This is a genomic window from Pseudoalteromonas ulvae UL12 (assembly GCF_014925405.1).
In the GTDB taxonomy this organism is placed as follows: Bacteria; Pseudomonadota; Gammaproteobacteria; order Enterobacterales; family Alteromonadaceae; genus Pseudoalteromonas; species Pseudoalteromonas ulvae.
In genome coordinates this window covers 360887-387091 of sequence record NZ_AQHJ01000027.1, presented here as the reverse complement: position 1 = coordinate 387091, position 26205 = coordinate 360887, and the positions used below count along the sequence as shown (strand labels likewise).

The window sequence follows — 26205 nt, the reverse complement described above, 5'->3', positions numbered from 1 at the left end:
AGCTAAATGTTTTTGATCTCCTTCCGATACATACATTGAGAGTCTTAATTATCAATTGTTCGCTGGAGAAATTACTATGGCAATTTCAGTTCAAACGAATGTCGCATCGATCAACGCTCAACGTAACTTGAGCAAATCTGGTAGTGCGATGGAAACATCAATGCAACGCTTATCATCTGGTTTGAGAATTAACTCAGCTAAAGATGATGCTGCGGGTATGCAGATTTCAAATAAACTTACTTCACAAGTAAATGGTCTAAACGTTGCTGTTCGAAATGCAAACGACGGTATTTCAATGGCGCAAACTGCAGAAGGTGCGTTACAAGAAAGCTCAAACATCTTACAACGTATGCGTGACTTGGCAGTTCAATCGGCCAATGGTACGTACTCTGATGGTGACCGTTCTGCACTTCAAGAAGAAGTAGTACAGTTACAACGTGAGTTAGACCGTATTGCAGAATCTACGACTTTTGGTGACCGTAAATTGCTTAATGGTTCTTTCGGTACTGAAGCGTTCCAAGTTGGTGCTAAATCATTCGAAACCATCAACGTGAGTGTTGGCTCATTCTTTGGTGCTGACATGGGTGCAGAATCATTTGAAATTATCAATGGTGATACATCTACAGCCACAACGCTTGGTACATCAGCAGGTATGGTGACGGGTGGTGATAGTTTAGTTGGTTTTGGTGGCATGAGCTTAACAACCGCAGCAACAGCGGTTAGTACTTACACCAATTCAATTGAAGGTAACATTGCAACACTAAGTACAGCTGCAACCATCGCACTTCAAGTAAAAGGTGATTTAGGTAGTGCTACTGCAAGTATTAATGGTGCTGATGCAAGTGCATATAATGCTGCATCTTCAATCAATCAGATTGCAGCTAAAACAGGCGTACTAGCTGACGCTCGAAATGTGGTTACTCTTGATTTCATGGGTGCAGCGGATGCCGCATTACTGTCAATCGAAACAACGGTTACAATGGAGCTTCGAGGTCAAAATACTGACACTGCAAAAGAAGGTGCATTGATCAAATTCTCAATCACAGATACTGAAGACTTAACAGCCGTTGTGAATGCGTTCAATGAAGCGGCGACTGAGACAGGGATTTCAGCAAAACTAACTGGTGATGGCCGAGTTGCGTTAATTTCTGAGCGTGGCGATAATATCGTAATGGAAAATATCCAAGCGACAGGTGCAGAAACGGTACTTGCTATCAGTGCGACTACATACGGCTATGACGGTAACTTCCTTGATACTACTACAGCGATTGCTTCTGGTACTATGGGTAGTGCAAACACCCTTGAGGGTATGACCGCAGATAGTTCAGCTGGCTTCGCAGTGTTTGTTGGTACGGTTCGTACTCATTCAAATGGTGATTATAAGTTGAGCCTAGGTACAGCGACAGCATTACAAGCGGGTAATATGTTGCAAGGTACAGGTAATACTGCTGTAATTTCTGATAGAGAAACGGTAGACGATATTGATATCGGTACTGCGATTGGCGCACAAAAAGCAATTGAAATAGTGGATGGTGCACTTGGTTATATCGATGAGCAACGTGCTGGTTTAGGTGCGGTACAAAATCGTCTTAATTCAACTGTATCAAACTTAGAAAATGTTGTTGAAAATGCTTCAGCGTCTAGAAGTCGTATTCGTGATACAGACTTTGCTACCGAAACGGCTAGCATGACTAAATCACAAATTCTACAGCAGGCGAGTACATCAATTTTAGCTCAGGCTAATCAGTTACCTCAAGCAGCGTTAAGCTTGTTAGGTTAACCGTAAACGATAATTGATGACTCTGAAAGGAATCTGTTTTGCAGATTCCTTTTGTCTTAAAAAATTAATGTTTAGGTGAATGTATGAAAGTTGATACCACAAACATTATTGAACAGGCAGTCGTGAAACAGCCAGTAAGCAATCAGCATCCTGAGCCAAAACAAGTTGCCTCTCAATTAAATAAACCAATTACTTTTGAAGATCATTCTACTTCCCTTGTTAAAGCAGAAGATGAAATGAATCAAGATGTTGAAAAGGATTCGGAAGCGGTAAATATGGAAGAGGTGGCGCAAAAGTTGCAAGACTTTGTTGATTCACTCAACACATCTTTACGTTTTTCAGTAGACAAAGAGTCAGGTAGAGACATAATTAAAGTTGTGGACAGTGAATCTGGAGACCTTATCCGTCAATTTCCGTCAGAAGAGGTTTTAGATGTCATCAAATCTTTATCAAAAGCAACGGGAACATTGCTTAGCGAAAAGGTCTAAATAGCTTTTTATATGAGGTCAGTATTATGCCAAGTCTATCATCCCCAGGTATCGGCTCAGGGTTAGATGTCAATTCTATTGTTACGCAATTAGTTGAGGCAGAAAGAAAGCCATTTGATGATAAAACCTTAAAAACGGAAGAAAAGTACACTGCACAAGTGTCTGATTTAGGTAAATTGAAAAGTGCAATCTCAGATCTCAATGATGCCTTGTTCGATTTAAAACTCCCCACCACATTTTCTAAGCGTAGCGTTGAAAGTGCATCGTCTAAGTTCGACGTTGAAGCCGGCTCTGCAGCATTGCCTGCAAGCTACGATATTAAAGTCGACCAAGTCGCACAAAGTCAAACGATTACTTCCAAGGCATTCGACCTCACTACCGCTGTAGGCCAAGGGACACTGACTTTGAAAAACTCTTCATCGTCTTTCAATATTGAAGTTTCAGCCTCAGATACTCTGGATAGTGTTGCTGCAAATATTAATAGCTCAGGCGCCAATTTTGGCGTAACAGCAAGTATTATTAACGGTGAAAATGGTAGTTATTTAGTTTTATCGGCTGATAAAACGGGATTAGAGAGTGCAATTGAAATCGAAGTAACAGATCAAGATGGCCAGGGTTATGATAATTCAGGCTTATCTCAATTGGCATTTTCAGCAAAAAATACAGTTTTGGCTCAAACTTTTACTGCAGGGGAAGTCATGAATGCTGATGGCACCTCAAATGGTGTTATCACTTTAGCCAATGGCACAAGTAGTGAGAATATTAATATTTTGGCTACTGATACGATTGAAGATGTTGTTAATAAAATCAATGCTAACTCCATTAATGTAACTGCGTCGCTAGAAGATGATGGCGCTGGTGGTAAAAAGTTGGCTCTGGTTTCTACAAATGATTATGGTAATCATCAGGTGAGTATTGCAATCGCTTCTGATGATGATGGGAATACTACAGATTTATCAGGAATTTCACGGTTAGCTCATAGTTATTCACCAAATAATTATGTTGAAAATCAAGCTGCTTCAGATGCTAAAATAACGGTAAACGGTGCAATCTCTGCAAGTAGTAGTACAAATACATTCGATAAAGTCGTTGCAGGTGTTGCCCTTACCGTGAAAAGTGCACATGCAGCAACAGACGCAGCAGATAAAATCACTGTTTCTTTAGATAAAGGGTCGACAGAAGAAGCTGTTGGAAAATTTGTTGACTCATTCAATGCCATGCTTGATGTTGTCAAACAAGTAACTAATGCAGATAAAGAAACGGGAAGTGTTGGCTCTTTGATTAGTGATAGTACTGTACGTACTTTCTTAGGTCAGTTACGTGAGTCGATGGGAGATGCTGTACCAATTGAAAATAATTTATCGCTTTCTCTTTCGATGATAGGCGTCTCAACACAAAAAGATGGTACCTTGAAGTTAGATAACAAAGAACTTAAAAAACAAATAGATACTAACTTTGAGCATTTTGGTACGTTTTTTAGTGGTGAGAAAGGGATTGCGCGTTCATTAGCCGATGTTGTTAATGAATATAAAGGAACCGGCGGTATTGTTGATAACAAAATCAAATCAATTAATGGCTACATGGAAAAGTTAAACGAAGAAAAAGACAAATTTAACACTAAAATGGTGAAGTATGAGAGCCGTTTATTTAGTCAGTTTAATACCATGGATTTGTTAGTCGCTAATTTGAATGCAACTAGTCAATACTTAACTGGAGCATTAGATAATTTACCAGGGGTTGTTAAAAAGTCTAAATAAAGACTATATTGGTACGATAATTGAATATTTTAAAGACGCCGTAAGGCGTCTTTTTATAGGTATAAATAATGAGTTTAGATAAAGCACTACTTAAGAATATTTTAACGTTAACGTTCGATACGAACATGCACTTTTTAAAAGAGCAGTTCCCGCATTTGTTTGAAAAATTTGTTAACTATGAACCAAAAGAGTATGGCTTAGAATTAGATGAGAACAATCATCTTAATATTGCCTGTAATGGCCACTTTATTTATGCAGGCAATCCTAAAGAAACGGTGATAGAACAAACACAATGTTTTATCAAAAATCCGATCCGCAATATTTATCGCATTACCCCCATGAGCGATGAAGAAAAAGAGCGAAATAACCCGATCGGTTTTAAACACTTAGATTATTTAACTGATGTAGCAAGGTTAGGTGCAAAGTATGAGGGCAAGGCTTTGTTTGAAGACTTGCATACTATCCCTATTGGTCGTTTTCCGTTTTTAGCTGTAATTGGTGTCGGTCTGGGCTACCACCTTGAGCAATTAGCTGAGCAGAATATAGATCATATCTATATTTATGAGCCCAATGAGGATTTGTTTTATAGTTCATTATTTACCTTAAACTGGCGTTGGTTAGTTGAACGATTTCAAGGTGTGAATAAGTCAATAACGATCTTAGTTGGCGCCAACAAAGAGTCATTCTTTGAAGGATTTCAAAAGCTATTTTTTCGCTTTGGTATATTCAAATCTGGTTGTTTATCTTTTTATAAGCATTACGAGAGTGAAACTTCGGGCGAAATTGTTGACTATATTCTAAAAAATGGTCGTGTTCTTTACTCTGGTTTTGGTTTCACAGAAGATGAAATATTATCTTTAAAACATACCTACGAAAATATTGCTAAACAGCACGCATTTTTGAAAGCGGGCACACAGTTGATGGCCAATAAAATTGATGCTCCAATTTTCATTTGTGGCTCCGGCCCTTCGTTAGATGATGACTTCGAAATAATTAAGGAAAATAAAGATAAAGCAATCATCGTTTCGTGTGGCTCGTCTTTAATGGCGTTGAAAAAGTATGGGATCAAGCCAGACATTCATTTTGAAGTTGAAAGAACAGGGCCTGTTCTGGACTGGTTGCTAGCTATCGATGATAAAGAATACCTAAGTGATATTACTTTCATTGGCATGAATACTGTTTATCCACCTGTGATGGATTTATTTAAAGAAACAATCTTATTTCTCAAACCTAATGATGCCGCATCCGATATGGTTCGTGTCACTTATGAGCATGACTTATCTATTATTTATGCAACTAACCCAACCGTTGTAAATGGTGCGCTGGGCTTTTTTAATCATGTTAAATCAAATGATATTTACATGTTTGGTTGTGATTTTGGCTACATCGATCCGAATAAACATCATTCAGATAAAACGGGCTATTTTGATGCATTTAAAGAAACTGCGGTAGTTCAAACTCAAAAAGATCAAAGAGAAGCAAATTTCGGTGGTGTTGTTTACACTGACAGTACACTCGACTCAGCAAGGCATGCGGCAGAATATACCCTACGACATCATGTTAGCGAAAACGATAATAAGACAGTTTACAATTGTTCTAACGGAGTGAAAGTTGTCGGTACCACTGCGTTGCACTCTAATGAAATTGTATTGGAAAAACAGGTTGATAAAGCAGAATTTGTACAATTTCTAAAGTCAAACTCAAGTGACTCATCATTAGATAAAGAAACGTGGCAGCGTGAGATTGCACTCAGAATTGGTACGATTATCAATATCATTGATGAAACGATGATTAAGCCAGAATATCTTGAAATTGATTTTGAGCCCAAAGACATTATAGATATTTTTGACACTGTCCATCAGCGGTTAATGAGCTTAGATGGAACCAAGGATATCGTTGCAATTCGAGTCCTTAATGGCAGTGTTACCTACATGGAAACTACGGTTTTAGGTTATGTTTATCTGATCGGAAATAATACTTATTGTAAATCTTTCTTGAAAGAAGCGTTTGCGGTCATGTTTGAATATTACGGTGTACTTAGAACGCTATTGTTAGAAGCAGCACAGGAGATGGGAGCAAAAATGGATGATTAAGCAAAAAGATATCTTTTTAGGTTCTGAAGGCGATGCTTGGTATGCAAGAAATAAAGCCCATTACCAAAGTTTGCCTGAGGGAGCTGATGCGTTGCTCGACTTTGTGTTGCAGCAACAACTTAGTCCAAAAAAAGTATTAGAGATCGGCTGCGCTAATGGACGACGCTTAGAGTTATTTCATAAAACATTTGATGCTGATTGCTATGGTGTTGATGTATCGACAAGTGCGATTAAAGAAGGGGAAAGTCAGTACCCCGCATTGAATTTAACTGTGGGTTCAGCAGATAAACTAGATTACCCAGATGAATCCTTTGATATGATCATTTTTGGTTTTTGTTTGTATTTGTGCGATCGCAATGATCTATTTCAAATTGCAGCACAAGCAGATCGGGTACTAAAAGATGGCGGGTATATCATAATTCAAGATTTTCATCCTGCGACACCTTATAAAAATGAATATAGCCACAAAGCGGGTATCTTTAGTTATAAGATGAATAATAGTAACCTGTTTTTATGGAATCCAGCTTATAGTCAATTTGCTCTGGAGATCAGTACTCATGGTGATAAATCTATGCGGGTGATTGAAGATGAAAGAGTATCAATAAGTTTACTTTATAAGGATTTAGCGAACGCTTATCGACAAAAATAACAGAATAAACCTGGATGGCATGCCTTAAAAACATACCATCCAGGTAAACATACGAGCTACTTTTCGATTAAATCCCAATTCATAGGTGTGGCAAATTCAATATCTGTAAGGGCTTTTTTACCAAGAATGTCCTCATAATGTTTGGGAGCAAGGCCAAACCCAGGTCGAACGCTACGGATATTGTCAGCACTTAGGACATCTCCTTTTTTGATAGCTTTTGATGCGTAAAGGGAGCGCCTAAATTGTACATTTCCTTGTTCTGCTTCTTTAAACTCAAAGCCAGCTTGACCTAAAGAAAGCCATGCATCTTTCGTATCAGTACATAATTGCTTTAATTCTTCAGGCTCAAGTGAGAATGCGGCGTCAGGTCCGCCTTCTGAGCGGTCGAGCGTAAAATGTTTTTCTATGATGGTTGCACCAAGCGCAACAGAAGCAATGGCCGTTGCATTACCTAAAGTATGATCAGATAAGCCTATATTGAGATTAAACTCTTGAGCTAATGCTGTTATCGTTCGAAGATTCGCTTGTTCTGGTGGGGTCGGGTAACCGCTGACACAATGTAAAATACTTATATCATGGGCTCCTGATTCTCTTGCTGCAGCTACAGCTTCTCGAATTTCCAACAAGTTGGCCATGCCTGTCGACATAATCATAGGTTTGCCGGTCTGCGCTACTTTCTTGATTAAAGGAAGATCGATGAGCTCAAAAGAAGCGATTTTATAAGCGTTAACATTCAGTCCTTCTAGAAAGTCTACAGCAGAAAAATCAAATGGTGAGCTAAATATATCAATGCCTAAATCACGAGCATGCTTAAACAATATCGGATGCCACTCCCAAGGCGTATGTGCCCAGTGATACAACTCGTGTAGGGTATAACCATCCCACAAACCACCGGATATTTTGAAGTCAGATTTATCACTGTTTAATGTGATGGTGTCAGCCGTGTAAGTCTGAAGTTTAACTGCATCAGCGCCAGCTTTGGCTGCTACATTGATTAATTCAATAGCTCGATTAATGTCACCGTTATGATTACCCGATAGCTCTGCAATAATATAGGGTGGTTGATTTGAACCAATCGCTCTATGACCAATTTTCATTTTTTTCTCCGAGTAATTTAGCGATGATGTAGCACTCAGGTAAAGCGCGATCTGTTTGGATTATTTTTTTAAAAGAATGAGTATTTATTAAATTTAAACTTTGGTATTCAGAGTTATCTTTATAAATACATTCGGCACTGTCGCTGATTTTAATGGCTGATAAAATATCAAGTTGATTAGCATCAAGGTCTAAAATAATGCCTTGAGTGATGACTTCCTCGACGTGTTCAAGTGGATGAGCTGTTTCTTCCTGAAATTCTTTGAGTAGTTGTTGTTGGTAAGCCTCAATCCCAAGCTCTTTTTCAAATCCGCCAGAAGGAGGGCATTCAATATAGCCTGGATACTGACTCACCATTTCACTACGTTGAGCAATTAAGATCGCTTGCTCTTTTATAACATAACCAGACACTCCGAATAGAAAAAAGTGTTTAGCCAGTTGAGAGCTTTTATTGTTTTGAATATAAAATACTGTTTTATAATCACATTGTGTCACTTTGACCACATTAGCTGAAAGACCAGAGCAAAGAACTGCGGCGCCATTAAACATGCTTTTTTGTTTGTGTGTTTGCCAATACACATCAATAGCTTCGTTAAAGGGAGTGAAATCAAATTCACTGATTGCAAATGTATATTGCGAGTAGCGATTGAACCAAGTGATTGGCTGTGTGATCAGTTGCCTAAACTCATTAAAAGAGGAGACTTTATCTGCGCTATGTACATTTATGAGAGGTGTATCTTGGCAATACTGCACACTTATAAGGCCCGCTTGGAGCGATGACTCAACGCCTTTTGGACTATCATCAAGGCTGAAGATGACTTTTTGTTCAAAGGGCGCAGCAGCTAATTGATATATCTCAGGGTGAGGTTTCGCCTGTTGTACGTCATCACCTGAAACAATGTGTGAAAAAAAAGTATATAAAGAAAATCGGTCGAAAATTACTTTGATATTGGCACGGTTTGAAGATGAAGCGAGTGCAATAGGAATATGTTGATCTTTACAGAACTGCAAAAAGTCAATCACACCATGACATAAGGAAGCGTCTTGGTAGAGTGTCTTGTGCAATGTTATAAACTGCTGTTTTAACTTCTCTTCAGAATCGATTTGTGTGTAACGACTAGATAAAATATGGGTTATTTCATCCAGTGAAGGACCGTTTAACTCATTAAACTCAGAGCGATTGCCGATAATGCCGTAACGCGACAAGATAGCAAGGTAGCCTTGATAAAGACTAGTGACGGTATCAACAATGACACCGTCCATGTCTAAAATAATAGCAAAAGCTGGCATCATTATTTTTTAAAGATAAATAGTTTATTTTGGCCAAACTCGCCAAAAGCATTGTATATAGTCGAATCGTTTTTACATAAAAGTTCTGTCGCTGCACTCACGATTGGGTGGTGATAATCGACTTCGCCCCCGTTAATCATTGGCACTAAAGTATATAAAATAACATCGTGTAAAGAGCTAAAATTGTGACTTTGCACGTGTTTGAAATCTAAGCTTTCCATATGCCTTAATAATTTATTTTCATCCATGAAGTGATTGAATGACGCTGGTTTTCGGCTAGGTAAATCGACAGAATTTCGCAATGTATTTTGTTTTGCATGAGTGTGAGTTTGATTTTCGATTAACAAGAGGTAACCCCCAGCTTTCACTTTTTGTGCTAGTTGTGAGAGACCTTGCAATTGTAATTCGTCATTATTGAGATTGATAACACAACGAACGGTGTAAACCACATCGTATTCATGGGCTAATTGAGTGTGTTTGTCGAGTTCTAAAATATTGCCCTGATAAAAGGGGATGTTGCAATGGAGCTCTTGGTTGAGAGCTTTTGCGTGTTCGACCATTTCTTCGATGAAGTCGACCCCAGTAATTGCGGCTTGTTCGAATGCATGCTGTAAAGCAAAGCAGTTATAGCCATTACCACAACCCACTTCAAGTATAGAGAGTGATTGATCTGGAGAATAGAATTGTTGCAATGCATGAGTTAATGCATGGATCTCGAGTTGCTTAGCTGTGCCAGATTTTGTGGTCGCGCGTAAATCTGTTTTATATTGCGAAGCCCAGTTCTGCCAATGACTCTTAATTTGTTCAAGTTCCATGATTACCTCACTTTAAATACATTTTCAATGACTTGCCCGTCTAGCATGGCTGCTAAGGTGTTATCCGCATCAAATTGTTGGGCTTGAGCGAATAATTCTTGATAGCACGTCAGCAGCGCATCTATCTCTGCATAGCTATGAGCATAAGATAAGTTATGACTGCCGATAAAGAGAATATTTCTTTTACATAATTCTTGAATTAACCATGATTTGATTGTAATCGGACAATGATTGATCCCTGGATTGATTTGTAAAAATGTCCAAGGTGCTAGCCCTTTAATTTCAAACATATCACCACAACTGGTCAGTTGATTGAATCCGTTGATTAGATACTCTCCCTTTTGCCAAATATCATTGGCAAAGTTTGTCGCAATCATTTTTTGTAAAGATGCTTTTGCTGCTGCGAGTGAGAGGGCTTCACCTCCGAAAGTACCCGAAAAGAAAATATCGTTCATTAACATCATAATTTCTTTTTTCCCGACCAGCGCCGACAGAGGAGCGCCGTTAGCAAGTCCTTTGCCGAAGGTTGCCAGATCTGGAGTGACACCAAAGTAACTTTGAGCGCCACCTAGGTGATATCGAAACCCTGTGATCATCTCATCAAAAATTAATACAGCCCCATGTTTTTTACATAATTGCTGTACCTTTAATAAAAAGTCATCTTCTGGGGGGGCAATATTTACGGGCTCTAGGATCACTGCGGCAATTTGATTATTTGTGTCAGCAAATAAGGCTTCGAGGGTGTCGATTTGATTATAAGTAAATTTATGGGTGAGAGCTTGAGTGGAAGCTGGCACTCCTAGATTACGAGTGGTAGAACCAATGTACCAATCTTGCCAGCCATGATAGCCACAAACCGCAATGTGATCTTTTTGAGTATAAGCCCGTGCTAACCTGATTGCGGCGCTTGTTACATCTGAACCATTTTTTGCGAATCGAACCATTTCGGCGCACGGGATCAATTCAACCAATAACTCAGCCACTTGTGCTTCTAGTTTATGTGGTAACGAAAAGCTGATCCCACTGCTGAGTTGATCGCGAATCGCATTATCTACATCGGGATCTTGGTAACCAAGGCTGATACATAATAATCCATTAATAAAATCCGTATATTGATTGCCATCAATATCCCACACTTGGCTTCCAAGTCCTTTTTCGATAAACAGTGGTGCAGCACCCAAAGGAAGCGACATTTTACTTTTACTGAATGTTTGCGAGCCTAGCGGAATCGATTTTTCAGCACGCTCTAACCATTGCATTGAGTTTTCATACGAGGGCGTCATTTATTTAAATCCTAACAATTTATCTTCGGCTAAAGATTTTTTATAACCTTCATTTAGTTCTATATCGGCATTTAATGCCTTAATCTTTGGATTATTATCTAAAAAGTGAGTGATATCGCTGACACCAAAATGTTCGCCTATTTGTGATGTCAATTGTGTAAATATGGCATTAGCAACATCAAAATCAGCTTGGTGATCGACGCATATTCGATAAGCAGATAAATCAATCTTGCTTGGGTAGTTCTTAATAGTGAATTGACCTGAATCACGAATAAAGGGGGTAACATGTTCTCGTTCAGATGGTTTTTTTGCTAATAGATAGGCCTGCTCTAATGCTAAGAACGAAAACACTTCGATATCTTGTCCATCAGGAAAATAACGCTGCACACAATTACTGGTGTAATCAGCGTGATTTTCAGAGTGAAATTGTATGATGCTATCAACTAAAGCTGCATCAATGAGGGGGCAGTCTCCACAGATCCTAACAATCGTTTCTAATTGATTTGCTTTCGCTGCAAAATAAAAACGAGCTAATACATCATCGAGAGACCCACGAAAATGTGTAATATTATGTTCTGTGCACAATGATGCAATGGCATCATCAGAGCTATCATCTGAAGTGGCAATGATCAATGCATCAGCGAGTTGACTCCGTTGCAGGCGTTTTATCTGCTGATAAAGCATCGGTTGACCTGCGAGCGGGCGCATAACTTTTGAAGGTAAGCGACTTGAACTCATACGTGCTTGTACAATAATCCCAATCATGGAGAACCCTAATTTGATAATTTTGGCCAGTTACTTGGCACAATTAACGCTTGATCATCGCAAGCAAAATTCAGACCATTGAGTGCAATAGGGGCTTGATATGCAGCAATAATTTCAGAAAGCTCATCCTTTGAACAACACCCGACAACAATTTTAGCTATAGCGGGTAGGCTCTTAAAGAAATTAAGGCACACGCTAAGCCGTGAAGCAGATGTGCTCTCAATGAATTTATCAAAGCGATTTAGAGCGCTAAACTGTTTGAAATACGAAGGCCTTTTGCTTGGTTCAAGCAGCAAAAGTCCTTGTAAAAATGCTGAGCGTACATGAATCTCGATGCCTTGAGCCTGAAGTTTATCTAATAAACCATTGGCTAAAAATCGTTGATCGATGATGCTTAAGGGGATTTGAATAATATCTGGTGTAAATACATCAAATAACTTTACCTGATCGGGATGATAAAGAGAAAGGCCAATTTTTTGAACTCTTCCATTACGTTTTTCAGCTTCGAGTTGTTTTAACGCTGAGCGACTATTTGGGTGATTGAGTCGATCGGCGTTATGCAGCATAACGGCATAGATGTGTGTGCGATTTAATTGGTTGAAACACTCATCTAGAGCATTAGTTATATCTGCTAATGAAGACTCATCAGGGTTGATTTTGGTAATGATGTGGGATTTCTGATGAGCGAACTCCCCTAGTATTTGCTGACTGTTTCCATATGCCGCAGCAGTGTCTAAAAAACGAATACCCTGCTCATAAGCGAAACTAAGTAGCTGCTGTGCAGCGAGGAGATCTACTTGGCCTTGTTTATTACTAATCCCATAATCTAAGCCTAATTGCACCGTACCAAGAGCAAGCTTCATAATAGTATGTCTGTTAATGCTTGAATCACATCTTGTTGATCTTTATCTGACATAGTTGGGAAAAGCGGAATAGATATGGCTCTTGCGTAGTAATCATCAGCATGGGGGTGGGCGGTAAATGTCATGTCGAGTTGCTGATAATACGGCTGTTTAGTTATCGGGATATAATGAAGATTAACGCCAATTTGAGCGGCCCTAAGCGCATTGAATACGGTTAGATGTCGAGTCGCGTCATTTAACTGTATTACATACAAGTGATAGGCGCTTTTGCCATAAATAACCTCAAGGACCTTTAAGGGCAAATTTTTCAGGGCATCGTTATAACATTGTGCTTTACTGTTTCGTTGTTGGATATATTCATCAATACGAGTTAATTGACTCAACCCTAAGCAGGCCTGCAGCTCAGTCATGCGATAATTATACCCCAACACCTGCTGCTCATAATACCAAGGTGGCAGTGTTGTAGAACTCATCAAATCAGGGTTTTTGGTGATACCATGAGAGCGAAATAAAGCCATTTTTTCAGCAAGTTCGGGCTTATTTGTCATGGCCATGCCGCCCTCAGCGGTGGTGATTATTTTTACCGGGTGAAAGCTAAAGACTGTTATGTCAGAATATTGACAATTTCCTATTTTACCTTGGTGATACTCACCACCGATAGCATGACTGGCGTCTTCAATGATGGCAAATCCAAATCGTTTTGAAAGTTCGTATATGCTTGGCATATCGCAGCTTTGCCCTGCAAAATGCACAGGTATGACTACTTTTGGCAGCGTATTTGTTTTTTGTGCATTAATTAGCATGGTTTCAAGCGCGACAAGGCTGAGGTTTCCTGTGCGCGGATCGATATCAATAAAGTCGATTTGCGCGCCACAATACAGGGCGCAATTACTTGATGCGACGAAACTATTGACGCTAGTCCAAACGCGATCTCCACACGAGACTCCTAACGCAAGACAAGCGATGTGAAGCGCAGATGTTGCACTGTTGGTCGCTAGTGCAAATTGGCAATTCACATAGTGCGATACAGCAGCTTCAAACTCAGGTACCTTTGGCCCTTGTGTCAAGAAATCAGAATGTAATACAGCAAGCACTTCATCGATATCAGCTTGATTAATATCCTGTCTTCCATAAGGGATCATGACATCGCCTTATTATTAAAGTCTTCAATCTCCTCAACTTTAAGATAATGAGGGTTGGTCAAAGAGTTATATTCAAATCCTTCAGGTACTAATACCGATTTTTCACCAATTGCATTGATTGTAAAATCATTATTACGTGAACTAAAACTGATACTGGGTGCAATCACAAAATGATCAGCATATTCATACGTTTGGTAGGAAAGCTCAGCAGGGCACATAACTTCATGAAGCTTTTCACCAGGACGAATACCGACTTCTTTTTGTGGTAATGATGGTGCCATCGATGTGGCAAGATCGGTGATTTTCAGAGTTGGTATTTTAGGTACGAAGATTTCACCACCTGACATTCTTGCAAAGTTTTTAAGAACAAAATCAACGCCATCTTGCAAGCTAATCCAAAAGCGGGTCATGTCTTTATGAGTGATAGGTAAGTGATCTGAACCGGCGTTAATTAAATTTTCGAAAAATGGGATCACCGATCCTCGAGAGCACACAACATTGCCATATCTGACTACTGCAAATGTTGTTTTATGACCACCAGAAATGTTATTTGCAGCTACAAATAATTTATCGGAGGCTAACTTGGTGGCGCCATATAAATTAATTGGATTGGCAGCTTTATCTGTCGATAATGCGATAACTTTTTCTACGTCATTATCGAGTGCAGCATCAATCACGTTTTCTGCACCATTTATATTTGTTTTGATACACTCCATTGGATTGTATTCAGCTGCTGGTACTTGTTTTAAGGCTGCTGCATGAATAACAAAATCAACACCTCTCATCGCACGCGTTAATCTTGCTTTATCTCTCACATCACCAATAAAATAGCGCATACAGTCATGGTTAAAGACTTGCTGCATTTCAAATTGTTTCAGTTCATCTCGAGAGAAAATGATTATTTTCTTGGGCGTGTATCTTTTCAGCAGAGTTTCGACGTATTTTTTACCGAACGATCCAGTACCACCAGTAATAAGTATTGTTTTATTGTCGAACATGTTGGGCCTTCATGAGAATGAATAAATGTTTAGTTATATATTAGCTAAGTAAATGAAAAATATAAAAAGATTTACCTCATAAATTTGAGTATTTTTTTAATGCCTTTTTGTCTTTGTTCATTTTAACGATTTTAAGTTTGATATTTGCCAGCTCGGATTCGTACTGAGTGCGTATCATTTCAAATTCTTCAATCAGTCTTGTAAATTCATCGATGTCAGATAAAAGCCCCGATTCTGCTAACTTGATGCATTGCTCAAATACAGTTCTCAAGGTTTTTTGGAGAGGTTCAGCATCCTCATAGTTTTTTTGCTCTAATACTGTAATGAGTCGCTGATTCAGCTCTGCAATTGTTGCCAATAATGCGTCACCCGATAATGACGTTAGGTCATTATTCTTGTGCATATTGCACTTCTGAAGCTGGCTGTACTTGTCTCATTTCTTTGGGGATTGCATCCCATCCACTTTTAATTTCAGTAAAGATGTTGATGACCTCGGTAATTTTATCTTTTGAATTTTCAAAGTTTGCTTCAACTAACTTAGTTTGCGTAAATTCATATAAACGAAATAGGTTGATTGAAATATCACCACCATTTTCCATATCTAAACTGTCTTGAAGTGCACCAATTAATGTAATGCTTTCACTAACAGAGATCCCTTTTTTTTCTATTTCTTTTCTATCTATATAGGCTTTGGCTGCTGTGAGTTTTCCAATAATATTGGATAATACAATTTGAATTAACTCATATGGTTCAGCATTCTCAGCGCTGTTGATTTTCATTGATTTATATTTCTGAATCGAAAGTCGAGACATAGGACACCCGTATAATTTAATGCGATAAAATAGTTAAGCAAAGTTCATACCATTAATATGATCTCTACCCAGTGTTACCCTTTTTATCTGCCAATCTAGACTGAACTTTAACAAAAGTGGTGATTAAAACACATTAGCTAAAAACATTATAAAAGCGCTCAAGTTTTATTCAACCGAACCGATATAGGACAGTATTAACATCAGAATAAAGGTTGATCGTCTTGAGGATAGTAACCAATATTGCATCAATAAATAGCCAAAGAGTACTTAGCAATGCAAGCTCTGCGGTGAATAATGCAATGGAAAAACTATCGTCAGGGCTAAGAATCAACTCAGCGAAAGACGATGCCGCAGGGCTTCAAATATCCACGAAACTTTCAACTCAAATTAATGGGTTAACCGTTGCTAAACGAAATGCGAATGATGGTATTTCTATGTTGCAAGTTGCAGAAGGTGCACAACAAGAAATTACCAACGCATTGCAACGTATGCGCGAGCTTGCAATTCAAGCCTCAAATGCAACCTACAGTAAATCTGATCGCAAAGCTTTAAACCAAGAGTTTATCCAATTAAAAGATGAAATCGATCATATCAATGAAGATACGCGTTTTGGTGATAAAAATCTGTTCCAAACTTCAAGTGGCAGTTTGATTGACACTGTCGAAAGGGATATGGCCAAAGCATTGCAAAAAACATGGTTATCAGAATCTGAAGACATCATAAAAAAACAATTTGGGATAGTTGGAAGTGGGTCACTAAAAATTGATTTCGAGCATTTAGATGGTGATGGCGGAACTGCAGCGTATGTCAAACCCGGCTACCTCGGTGGCAAGGCAGTACAAATGGTTATGGTGATTGATAAAGATGACTTCCCTGATTCGGCATCAATTCATGATGATTCGAGCTTAGCGCTTAACGAAACAATTTTGCATGAAATGGTGCATGCCACTATGGCTGCAAACTTCGATTTAACAAATTTACCCACGTGGTTTATTGAAGGGACGGCAGAATCAATTCGAGGTGCAGATGGTCGCTTAAAGACAGACAGTGCTAACTTGGGTTTAGCAAATGTGATTAATGATGGCGCTGCAGGTGGCAACAATAGTTTGAATGACTTACAAGGTGTCACCGGTTTCTCGCCCTCTACAGGGGCTGAAATTGCAGCTGTTTACTCAGGTGGTTATATGGCTCTGCGTTACATGCATAGCAAGTTGGGGGACGATGGCTTGCAAACTATTATGTCAGAGCTTACAAAAGGACAATCGTTTGATGCATCACTCAATACCGCAGCCAGCGGGCAATGGACAAATGAAGCTGCTTTTTTTACAGATATGATGACAACAGGGGATGATGCTGCTAACCCCGCAAAAACGAGACTGCAATTATATGTCGAAGCCGAAATGGATCTCACTAACTTAGACAATGGTGCGCTGGGAGGGCGAGATGCATCTCGGGGTGAAATTAGAGAAAATACGATGCAAGGGACAGGTAGTGGTCGCTTAGATGGAACAAAGGGATTTCGAGAATATTTAATTCTAAACGATAGTGACAGTACTATTGCTGATTTTGATGTCGGTGCGACTTACAATACCCCTTCAGGAGGCGAAATCTTACTCGAAGACTATGATGTTGGGGTAAAAGGAGCTGGAGGCGAATTTGTTACGTTACAAATTGGAGCAAATTCTCAGCAATTTATTGGGTTTACATTGGGGTCATTTAATTCTAAGAATTTGGGACTTGAACAAGCAGAGCTCATTGAGCAACCGCAATTTGCGATTTTTGCAGTTGATGATGCCTTAGTGATCGTCGATAAACAGCGAGCGGTTTTGGGGGCGAGTATGAATAGGCTCGATAAAACGATTAATATTTTGGAAAATATTGTTGAAAACTCGTCCGCGAGTCGGGCGCGGATTAGAGATACCGATTTTGCCACACAGACAGCAGAATTAACGAAAAACCAAATAACTCAACAAGCTGCAACATCACTTCTTGCGCAAGCTAATCAGGTGCCACAACTGGCGTTATCATTGCTTCAATAAAGTGCCTTTTATTTTTCTTCTCTTCACGGTTTAGGCTATGCTTAGTTAAATGGAGGGAACATTATGAAACCTATCTCTGCTAATATTTCTATCAATCCAACGCTCAATAAAATTGCATCGAGCCAAGAAAAAATCTCATCAGGTGAGAAAATCAACAGCGCGAAAGATGATGCAGCTGGATTACAAATATCGAATAAGTTACTGACTCAATTAAACTCTCTGGAAAACCAAACTCGCAATGCTAACGATGCCGTGTCTTACTATCAAGTTGCAGACGCTGGTCTTTCAGGCGTGCAAGATGCTGCGCAGCGTATTAATGAATTAAGTATCCAAGCAGCAAATGGCACACTGGGTTCGAGTGAGCGTCAAGCGATTCAACAAGAAATACAAGGCTTACAAGAGCAAGTAGGTACCATTGCGACTGACACCCAATTTGCTGGTCAGGCAGTGTTTGGCAATTCAAGTAACACACTTTCTAATTCAATCGCGTTGGATAGCGAAACGCTAGTGAAAGCTGTGTCTGAGATTGATGTCACTTCAGCAGTCGGGGCACAACAAGCAATAGCGCAAAGTGAAGCCGTGCTTGAACAAGTCGGGGCGGGGCGCACAAGTATTGGAGCATTACAAAACCAGCTTTTGTCTGATATTGAAGTACAACAAAGTAGCCGCCAAGCGAATTCGCAATCTTATTCAAGAATTAAAGATACTGATATCGCTGCAGAAGTCAGTGAACAAGTTAAAAATAAAATGCAACTTGAAACAATGCTTGCTCTTAAAGCGCAAGGTAATCTAGAAGCTGGATTGTTGCAAAAGTTGCTTTAACGGCCCAGTCAATAAAACGTCAAAAAAATGATGCTGACGTCAAAAATTTGCCACTTTGACTTGCATATAGGGTTCAACACCTTACAATCTATATAATAATTATAAATGCAGTGCTGTAAGCATGAACCCAGACAACATAATTTTAATTCTTGATGAAAATCAGCAACGAGCTCATGGGCTTTCTGCTTCATTAACGTTTATAAATGAATCCAATAAATTGGTAACAAGTGAAAATTATAGCCAATTTGTTCAGCCTACCGATTGTGTGACTGCATTTATTCTGGGTGCTTCGATGTCTATCGATCACGAAAGCTTTATTAAAGAAAACCCCGCCATTCCTTTTTTGTTAATTGGTGAAACGCTAAAGCCCTTACTTGCGATTGCCAATGTCGTGGGGTTGATATGTGAGCCGTTTAATTATTCAGTTACAACGCAGCTCATCCATGATTGCCAAGAATATCAACGCCTAATTCCAGGCAAAGCGCGCCAAGATGAAGATAACCGTCGTTTTGATGGTTTTGTCGGTGAAACACAAGTTGTCCAACAAATTCGCTTTTTAATTAGCCAAGTCGCTAAAACCGATGCAAATGTCTTGATCTTAGGTGAATCTGGCACGGGTAAAGAAGTGGTGGCACGAAATGTTCATTTACTTTCAAACCGTGCTGATGGCCCTTTTGTTCCCGTCAATTGTGGTGCAATTCCGGGTGAATTACTCGAAAGTGAGTTATTTGGTCATGAAAAAGGCGCATTCACTGGGGCAATTTCTGCGAGAAAAGGGCGATTTGAACTGGCGCAAGGAGGGACGCTCTTTTTAGATGAAATCGGTGATATGCCTTTGCAGATGCAAGTTAAATTACTGCGAGTCTTACAAGAGCGAACTTATGAACGTGTCGGTGGGACCAAACCAATCAACGCAGATGTGCGTATTATTGCTGCAACTCATCGAAACCTTGAAGAGATGATTGAAGCTGGGCGTTTTCGTGAAGATTTATATTATCGGCTCAATGTCTTTCCAATCGAAAACCCTTCATTACGAGATCGTAAAGACGATATTCCACTGCTGTTAAAAGAAATGATGAAACGCAACATTGCGCAAGGGGGCGCGAGCGCTAAGTTCACCGAACGTGCAATGTTATCGTTACAAGAACACGATTGGCCCGGTAATGTGCGTGAGCTGGCCAATCTGGTTGAGCGTATGGTGATTATGTTTCCTGAGAAGGTGGTTGATGCTGCAGATTTACCGAAAAAATATCAGCATGTCGACCTTGATGCATATATCCCTGAATACCCTGAGGAAATTCTTGAACGCCAAGCACTTAATGATATCTTTAGCGCAGGTTTTGGTGATTACTCATCAGATGACGACGACGAGCTAGATTCTGGTTTTTCATCTACGGATAGCACGTTTGGCTTGCTCCCTGATGAAGGGATGGATTTGAAAGAGTATCTGGCTGATCTTGAAATCAACCTGATAAGCCAAGCACTTGAGCGTTATGATTATGTCGTCGCGCGCGCAGCAGAAGTGTTAGGTGTGAGGCGCACCACTCTGGTCGAAAAAATGAAAAAATATAACCTCAATAAAGATTAATCAACCTCGTTATTTTAGCAGGAGTCATCTCGTATATAGCGGTGGCTCTTTTGTTAAATTGTCTCTTGTCAGTAAATTGACACTCCAAACATCTAGTGCAACACATTGAAAATTAGCGATTTATTTTTGGCACGATCTCTGCTTTGACTAGTTAATCTAGAAAAGAGTTGGCGACAAAAATTATGGCATTAGCACATGTTTATCGAAGTGATTTCAATCAAACTCAATATAACCCTTGTTTATTGCAAGAATCTTATATTGGTGAGTTAAGTGAGTTGCGCCAGCAAGCAAGCTGGCTAGGTCATTTAGTTGATACACTTCCTGCTGGCGTTATTGTTCTTGATGGTCGCGGAATGATTGCCAAAGCCAATCAAATCGCAATTAGTATGCTTGGCGAGCCTTTAGAAGGTGAAAAATGGCTAACAGTAATTCAGCGCTCATTTTCTCCCCGTCAAGACGATGGTCACGAAGTCTCATTGAGAGATGGCCGTCGTGTGAAGCTTGAAATTTCAGCTCTTTCTCCTGAACCTGGTCAGCTTATTTTAATGACTGACTTAACTGAAACACGTCGATTACAAGAGCGCCTAGCACACATGCAGCGTTTAGGTGCGCTTGGAAAGATGGTTGCTTCGCTCGCACATCAAGTACGTACTCCCTTATCTGCGGCGATGTTATACGCTGCTAATTTAGGAAATAAAGCATTAACAGGTGATGCAAAGAGTAGTTTTCATACTAAGTTAATGTCGCGCTTAAAAGATCTCGAAACACAAGTGAACGACATGCTGTTATTTGCTAAAAGTGGCGAACAACAGGTTGTTGAAAAAGTGTCGCTGCAGCAACTACTGAGCGAAGTCAAAGCTGGCTCAGAAGCGATGATGAATTTAAATCATGCACAATTGACCATTGAATTGCCAGAACCTGATATTGAAATTACAGGCAATAAAACAGCCTTGGCAGGGGCGATTGGTAATCTTATCCATAACAGTGTTCAAGTGATCGGAAAAGGCGCCAAAGTCACCTTAAGTGCAAAGCGCGATGAGCATGTGGTTAACAGTGTGACCATTTCCGTGTCCGATAATGGCCCAGGTGTCCCCGATGAACTGAAAAGCAAAATATTTGAACCATTTTTTACGACTCGTAGCCAAGGTACAGGCTTAGGGCTTGCTGTTGTGAGCTCTATTGCGGCAAGTCATCAAGGGCGGGTCAGTCTTAAAGATAATCCTGATTGCGGAAGCACGTTTAATATTCATTTACCTGTATTTCCAACTGCTGATACTTCGGAGGAAGCATGAACGAGAATACCATTTTAGTTGTCGAAGATGATGCTGGCTTAAGAGAAGCATTGATCGACACCCTTGAGCTGGCAGGCATTGCCTGTATTGAAGCTGATTGTGCAGAAACAGCATTAATGACGCTGAAAAAAACCAAAGTGTCGTTAGTGGTGAGTGATGTGCAAATGGGCGCTATGTCTGGAATTGATCTTTTGAAAAGCATTAAGCTTAATTATCCAGAGTTACCAGTATTAATGATGACAGCGTATGCCACGATTGACGATGCCGTTGAAGCAATGCGCTTAGGTGCGATTGACTACATGGCTAAGCCGTTTGCACCACAGGTATTACTCAATATGGTCAGTCGATACTTACCAGAAAAAGAGAAAGAAACTGAGGGGCCTGTTGTTGAAGATCCAAGTAGTCTTGCACTGCTTGAGCTTGCTCAAAAAGTAGCTCGCTCTGAAGCATCAGTGATGGTGATGGGGCCAAGTGGCTCAGGCAAAGAAGTGTTAGCGAGATATATCCATGATCATTCCGATCGCGCTGATGAGGCTTTTATCGCTATTAACTGCGCTGCAATTCCTGAAAATATGCTGGAATCAACTTTGTTTGGTTATGAAAAAGGTGCCTTTACCGGCGCTATTCAAGCGTGTCCTGGGAAATTTGAGCAAGCGCAAAAAGGCACTATTTTATTGGATGAAATCACTGAAATGGATTTGAGCTTGCAAGCAAAACTATTACGTGTATTGCAAGAGCGCGAAGTTGAAAGACTGGGTAGCCGTAAGACTATTTCCCTTGATGTTCGAGTACTTGCAACAAGTAACCGGGATCTAAAACAAGCGGTTGCTGATGGGGTTTTTCGTGAAGATCTATATTATCGGCTGAATGTTTTCCCACTGGAATGGCTGCCACTCAAAGATCGCCCAGAAGATATCATTCCACTGGCCAAGCACCTGATTGCTCGTCATTGCCTCAAAGCGAAACAACCTCTGGTCGAATTGACTGAAGCAGCGCAAGATAAGCTTTATATGCATCAGTGGCCTGGTAATGTGCGTGAGCTGGATAATGTTATTCAGCGTGCATTGATTTTACAGCATGACGATATTATTGATGAAGATGCGGTTTATTTAGAAACCTTAAAGCCAAAACTGGTCAGTGCCACGATTGTGGAGCCGCTAGATTTAAATGGCGCAACAAGTTTTAAAGATGAGCTAAAAGATCAAGAAAATAAAATTATTCTTGATGCGCTCGAGGCCTGCCAAGGCAGCCGTAAAGAAGTGGCAGATAAACTTGGGATTAGCCCACGGACTTTGCGGTACAAATTAGCCAAAATGCGTGATGCAGGGATCAGTGTTCCAGCCTAACCGCGACGGTATCTCATCGATAAAGAGAAGAAGCCAGCTATGCTGGCTTCTTTGTTGTCAAAACTTTGGCGATCAGAAAAAACCTCGCCAAACTATATTTAACTTGTTGTAAAGTAGGGTTTTTTAAACTTGGTACGATGATTGCTTTTTCGAATAATAGTTAAGTTTATTTTTCGAGAATAATATGAACGTATCAGGCAATACACTTTTACAAGAAATGCAGTCAATTGCATTCGAGGCTGGCAACACTGTTGGCAATCAACTTCCTATTAAAGAATCTTCAAGTGCAGAGTTCAGCAGCCTGCTAAAAAATGCACTCGATACAGTCAATGAATTACAACAAGACTCAAAGCAAAAAGTCACCGCTGTTGAAATGGGTGACCGCCGAGTGTCGCTTGCTGAAGCGATGATAGCCTCACAAAAATCGTCAGTTGCATTTGAAGCGACCGTTCAGGTTCGTAATAAATTAGTCGAAGCTTATAAAGATATCATGAACATGCCTGTTTAGGCGTGATGGAGTAAGATTGTGACGCAAGATAATCAAACAACAGACCTCGCATTAGCCAACCCAGGTGGTGGCATGATGGCCAGTGAGGACACAAATGACAATGAGCAAGAGCAAAAGTCTGGCTTCTTGGGTGCGTTAAGTGGCGTTGATGTATTACGTCAAGTCACTTTGGTTATTGCGTTAACAATTTGCTTAGCGATAGCTGTTTTTATCATTATTTGGGCTCGCCAACCGGATATGCGCCCACTTGGAAAAATGCCGACAGAAGAGTTAATTCAAACGTTGGATTTTCTTGATGCACAAAAAATTGAATATTCGCTAGATGGCAATACTGTGTATGTGCCTGAAAGTAATTATCAAGACATAAAATTGATGATGACCCGAGAGGGGCTTGACCATTCACCAAACTCAGGCACTGATATCTTAATGCAAGATATGGGGTTTGGGGTCAGTCAGCGGTTAGAGCGGGAGCGGCTTAAGCATAGTCGCGAGCAACAACTTGCGCGCACGATTGAAGAATTACAAAACGTGGTTCGTGCAAAAGTATTGTTGGCTATCCCAAAAGAAAATGTCTTTGCGCGCAGAGAAAAGTCCCCTTCTGCCACTGTCGTACTTACATTAAAGCGTGGCCGGATCTTAAATGGTGAAGAAGTTGATTCAATTGTCGATATAATCGCCTCTGCGGTTCAAGGGCTGGAGCCTGCACGTGTAACAGTCACAGATCAAAATGGACGTTTATTAAATTCAGGTTCACAAAACTCATTAGCCGCTCGTTCTAGAAAAGAATATGAAGTAGAGCGTAAACGCGAGCAAGAATACTTAGAAAAAATTGACTCAATCATGATCCCTATCGTTGGGTTAGGTAACTATACTGCTCAAGTTGATTTGGTGATGGATTTCAGCTCGGTAGAAGAAACACAAAAACGTTACAACCCAGATTTACCCGCCGTTAGAAGTGAAATGACCCGTGAAGAAAATAATATAGGCGGTTTAGCCGTTGGGATCCCTGGTGCATTAAGCAATCAACCGCCAGTCAATTCGGCCATACCAGAGCAAGCAAATGGTGGCAGCGCCAGTGCTAGTGCGCCGAGCCGTAATCATAAAGAAGCGACGCGAAATTATGAACTTGATACGACGATTTCCCATAAGCGCCAACAAACGGGTGTAATTAGAAGGATCAGTGTCTCAGTGGCCCTCAATTATAATACTGTAGCAGGTGCTGAAGGCGCCGATGCAACCAGAGAGCCACGAACACAGCAAGAACTTGCCAATATTCGTCGCTTACTCCAAGGTGGGATCGGTTTTGATATGCAACGAGGTGATGCACTCGAAGTGGTGACAGTTCCGTTTGTTCAAGAGTACATCGAAGCTGCAGAAGAATTACCGCTTTGGGAGCAACCGTGGTTCTTCAAGATTGCACGCTTAGTGATGGGTGCGTTAGTGATTATTGTCTTGATTGTTGCGGTTGTTCGTCCAATGCTTAAGAAACTAATCTACCCAGATGATACATTAGAGAGTTATGATGATGATGCAATGAGCTCAGGTGTCGATATTGGTGACAGCACTCTTGATATGCTCAATCAAACATTTGATGAATCTGCCGTGGGCTTTGCACCAGATGGTACCTTGCAATTACCAGACTTACATGGTGATGATGATTTACTTAAAGCGGTTCGTGCCTTGGTGGCGAATGAACCAGAACTCTCCTCTCAAGTTGTGAAAGCGTGGTTAACTGAAGATGACTGATCAAGAAGCAAAACAAGGATTTGACGTTGATAAGCTCGATGGGGTTGAAAAAGCATCCATCCTCTTACTGAGCTTATCAGAAGAGGATGCAGCGCAAATACTCAAGCACTTAGAACCTAAACAAGTTCAAAAAGTGGGTATGGCCATGGCCAGTTTAGCTGACTTGAGCCAAGATAAAATCAGTGCCGTACATCGCCTTTTTATCGACCAAATTCAAAGCTTTAGTACGATTGGTTTCCAATCTGAAGACTTTATACGTAAAGCGTTAACTGCCGCATTAGGTGAAGAAAAAGCAGCGAACTTAATTGACCAAATTATCATGGGTTCAGGCGCGAAAGGCCTAGACTCGCTCAAGTGGATGGACTCAAAACAAGTCGCGAATATTATTCGCAATGAGCATCCACAGATCCAAACAATTGTACTTGCTTACCTTGATCCGGAGCAGTCAGCAGAAATTATCTCTCAGTTCCCTGAAAAGGTTCGCTTAGATTTAACCATGCGGATTGCCAACCTTGAAGAAGTCCAACCGGCGGCATTGCAAGAGCTGAATGAAATTATGGAGAAACAGTTCGCAGGCCAAGCGGGTGCGCAAGCAGCTAAAATGGGCGGCTTAAAAGCGGCTGCAGATATCATGAATTACCTTGAAACCAATGTTGAAGGTCAATTAATGGATTCAATCCGTGAGCATGATGAAGAAATGTCACAACAAATCCAAGACTTAATGTTTGTGTTCGAAAACTTAATGGATGTTGATGATCGCGGTATTCAAGCAATCTTGCGAGATGTTCAACAAGATGTCTTGATGAAAGCAATCAAAGGCGCAGATGAAGGCTTGAAAGACAAAATTCTTAAAAATATGTCTAAACGTGCGGCCGAAATGTTGGCTGATGACCTTGAGGCGATGGGGCCTGTTCGCATTAGTGAAGTTGAAGCGGCTCAAAAAGAGATTTTATCAGTGGCAAGACGATTGGCTGATTCGGGTGAAATTATGCTTGGTGGCGGTGGCGGTGAGGAATTCCTATAATGACATCACC

At 40.3% G+C, this 26205-nt stretch carries 23 protein-coding genes; 13 read left to right on the top strand and 10 right to left on the bottom strand.

The window, feature by feature from the left end; genetic code table 11:
- The first annotated feature begins 76 nt into the window (after nt 1-76).
- The 5 genes from PULV_RS09850 (at nt 77) to PULV_RS09830 (ending at nt 6767) form a co-directional block, all read left to right on the top strand.
- Nucleotides 77-1780, top strand: a complete 1704-nt coding sequence (locus PULV_RS09850) for a flagellin N-terminal helical domain-containing protein (protein ID WP_086743888.1) — start codon at nt 77-79, stop codon at nt 1778-1780.
- Between the two features lie 83 nt (nt 1781-1863).
- Nucleotides 1864-2268 carry a flagellar protein FlaG gene (locus PULV_RS09845; RefSeq protein ID WP_086743887.1) on the top strand — a complete coding sequence of 135 codons (405 nt, stop codon included), beginning with the start codon at nt 1864-1866 and terminating at the stop codon, nt 2266-2268.
- A gap of 26 nt (nt 2269-2294) precedes the next feature.
- Nucleotides 2295-4025, top strand: coding sequence for a flagellar filament capping protein FliD (gene fliD / locus PULV_RS09840; protein ID WP_086743886.1), 1731 nt, complete (start codon nt 2295-2297; stop codon nt 4023-4025).
- A 68-nt stretch (nt 4026-4093) separates the two neighbouring features.
- The gene (locus PULV_RS09835; protein ID WP_086743885.1) at nt 4094-6118 is read left to right on the top strand and encodes a motility associated factor glycosyltransferase family protein; all 2025 of its coding nucleotides are present in this window, start codon (nt 4094-4096) and stop codon (nt 6116-6118) included.
- The gene (locus tag PULV_RS09830; protein WP_193331595.1) at nt 6111-6767 is read left to right on the top strand and encodes a class I SAM-dependent methyltransferase; all 657 of its coding nucleotides are present in this window, start codon (nt 6111-6113) and stop codon (nt 6765-6767) included. The genes PULV_RS09835 and PULV_RS09830 overlap by 8 nt, the downstream gene beginning before the upstream one ends.
- Nucleotides 6768-6823: 56 nt before the next feature.
- Here the strand turns inward: PULV_RS09830 and pseI are convergent, their stop codons facing one another.
- From pseI to fliS, 10 genes are all read right to left on the bottom strand, one after another.
- Nucleotides 6824-7864 carry a pseudaminic acid synthase gene (gene pseI, locus PULV_RS09825; RefSeq protein ID WP_193331594.1) on the bottom strand — a complete coding sequence of 347 codons (1041 nt, stop codon included), beginning with the start codon at nt 7862-7864 and terminating at the stop codon, nt 6824-6826.
- On the bottom strand, nt 7848-9152 hold the full coding sequence (locus PULV_RS09820) for an HAD family hydrolase (RefSeq protein WP_193331593.1): 1305 nt from the start codon (nt 9150-9152) through the stop codon (nt 7848-7850). Before PULV_RS09820 ends, pseI begins: the two co-directional genes overlap by 17 nt.
- A 2-nt stretch (nt 9153-9154) precedes the next feature.
- Nucleotides 9155-9967, bottom strand: coding sequence for a class I SAM-dependent methyltransferase (locus tag PULV_RS09815; RefSeq protein ID WP_193331592.1), 813 nt, complete (start codon nt 9965-9967; stop codon nt 9155-9157).
- Nucleotides 9968-9969: 2 nt separating this feature from the next.
- Nucleotides 9970-11250, bottom strand: a complete 1281-nt coding sequence (locus PULV_RS09810) for an aminotransferase class III-fold pyridoxal phosphate-dependent enzyme (RefSeq protein WP_193331591.1) — start codon at nt 11248-11250, stop codon at nt 9970-9972.
- Nucleotides 11251-12015: a cytidylyltransferase domain-containing protein gene (locus tag PULV_RS09805; protein ID WP_086743879.1), complete on the bottom strand. Its 765-nt coding sequence runs from the start codon at nt 12013-12015 to the stop codon at nt 11251-11253.
- Between the two features lie 8 nt (nt 12016-12023).
- On the bottom strand, nt 12024-12878 hold the full coding sequence (locus PULV_RS09800) for an aldo/keto reductase (protein WP_193331590.1): 855 nt from the start codon (nt 12876-12878) through the stop codon (nt 12024-12026).
- Nucleotides 12875-14020: a UDP-4-amino-4,6-dideoxy-N-acetyl-beta-L-altrosamine transaminase gene (gene pseC, locus PULV_RS09795; RefSeq protein ID WP_193331589.1), complete on the bottom strand. Its 1146-nt coding sequence runs from the start codon at nt 14018-14020 to the stop codon at nt 12875-12877. The genes PULV_RS09800 and pseC overlap by 4 nt, the downstream gene beginning before the upstream one ends.
- Entirely contained in the window at nt 14017-15018 is a 1002-nt protein-coding gene (gene pseB / locus PULV_RS09790; protein WP_086743876.1) for a UDP-N-acetylglucosamine 4,6-dehydratase (inverting), read from the bottom strand. The genes pseC and pseB overlap by 4 nt, the downstream gene beginning before the upstream one ends.
- Before the next feature lie 76 nt (nt 15019-15094).
- Nucleotides 15095-15421: a hypothetical protein gene (locus PULV_RS09785; protein ID WP_086743875.1), complete on the bottom strand. Its 327-nt coding sequence runs from the start codon at nt 15419-15421 to the stop codon at nt 15095-15097.
- The gene (gene fliS / locus PULV_RS09780; RefSeq protein WP_086743874.1) at nt 15408-15830 is read right to left on the bottom strand and encodes a flagellar export chaperone FliS; all 423 of its coding nucleotides are present in this window, start codon (nt 15828-15830) and stop codon (nt 15408-15410) included. Before fliS ends, PULV_RS09785 begins: the two co-directional genes overlap by 14 nt.
- A gap of 221 nt (nt 15831-16051) precedes the next feature.
- Between fliS and PULV_RS09775 the strand changes: the two genes are divergently transcribed.
- The 8 genes from PULV_RS09775 to fliG all read left to right on the top strand — a co-directional run bounded on the left by PULV_RS09775 (nt 16052) and on the right by fliG (nt 26195).
- Complete coding sequence (locus PULV_RS09775; RefSeq protein WP_193331588.1) at nt 16052-17869, top strand: flagellinolysin; 1818 nt, start codon at nt 16052-16054, stop codon at nt 17867-17869.
- A 63-nt stretch (nt 17870-17932) separates the two neighbouring features.
- Nucleotides 17933-18691 carry a flagellin gene (locus PULV_RS09770; protein ID WP_193331587.1) on the top strand — a complete coding sequence of 253 codons (759 nt, stop codon included), beginning with the start codon at nt 17933-17935 and terminating at the stop codon, nt 18689-18691.
- Nucleotides 18692-18812: 121 nt separating this feature from the next.
- Nucleotides 18813-20279 carry a sigma-54 dependent transcriptional regulator gene (locus tag PULV_RS09765; protein ID WP_193331586.1) on the top strand — a complete coding sequence of 489 codons (1467 nt, stop codon included), beginning with the start codon at nt 18813-18815 and terminating at the stop codon, nt 20277-20279.
- Between the two features lie 182 nt (nt 20280-20461).
- Entirely contained in the window at nt 20462-21571 is a 1110-nt protein-coding gene (locus PULV_RS09760; RefSeq protein WP_086743871.1) for a sensor histidine kinase, read from the top strand.
- Entirely contained in the window at nt 21568-22917 is a 1350-nt protein-coding gene (locus PULV_RS09755; protein ID WP_193331585.1) for a sigma-54-dependent transcriptional regulator, read from the top strand. The genes PULV_RS09760 and PULV_RS09755 overlap by 4 nt, the downstream gene beginning before the upstream one ends.
- A gap of 184 nt (nt 22918-23101) precedes the next feature.
- Nucleotides 23102-23425, top strand: coding sequence for a flagellar hook-basal body complex protein FliE (gene fliE / locus PULV_RS09750; protein WP_086743869.1), 324 nt, complete (start codon nt 23102-23104; stop codon nt 23423-23425).
- 18 nt (nt 23426-23443) lie between these two features.
- Entirely contained in the window at nt 23444-25171 is a 1728-nt protein-coding gene (gene fliF / locus PULV_RS09745) for a flagellar basal-body MS-ring/collar protein FliF (protein WP_086743868.1), read from the top strand.
- Nucleotides 25164-26195 (top strand): flagellar motor switch protein FliG, encoded by a 1032-nt coding sequence (gene fliG, locus PULV_RS09740; protein ID WP_086743867.1) that lies wholly within the window; start codon nt 25164-25166, stop codon nt 26193-26195. Before fliF ends, fliG begins: the two co-directional genes overlap by 8 nt.
- Nucleotides 26196-26205: the final 10 nt, after the last annotated feature.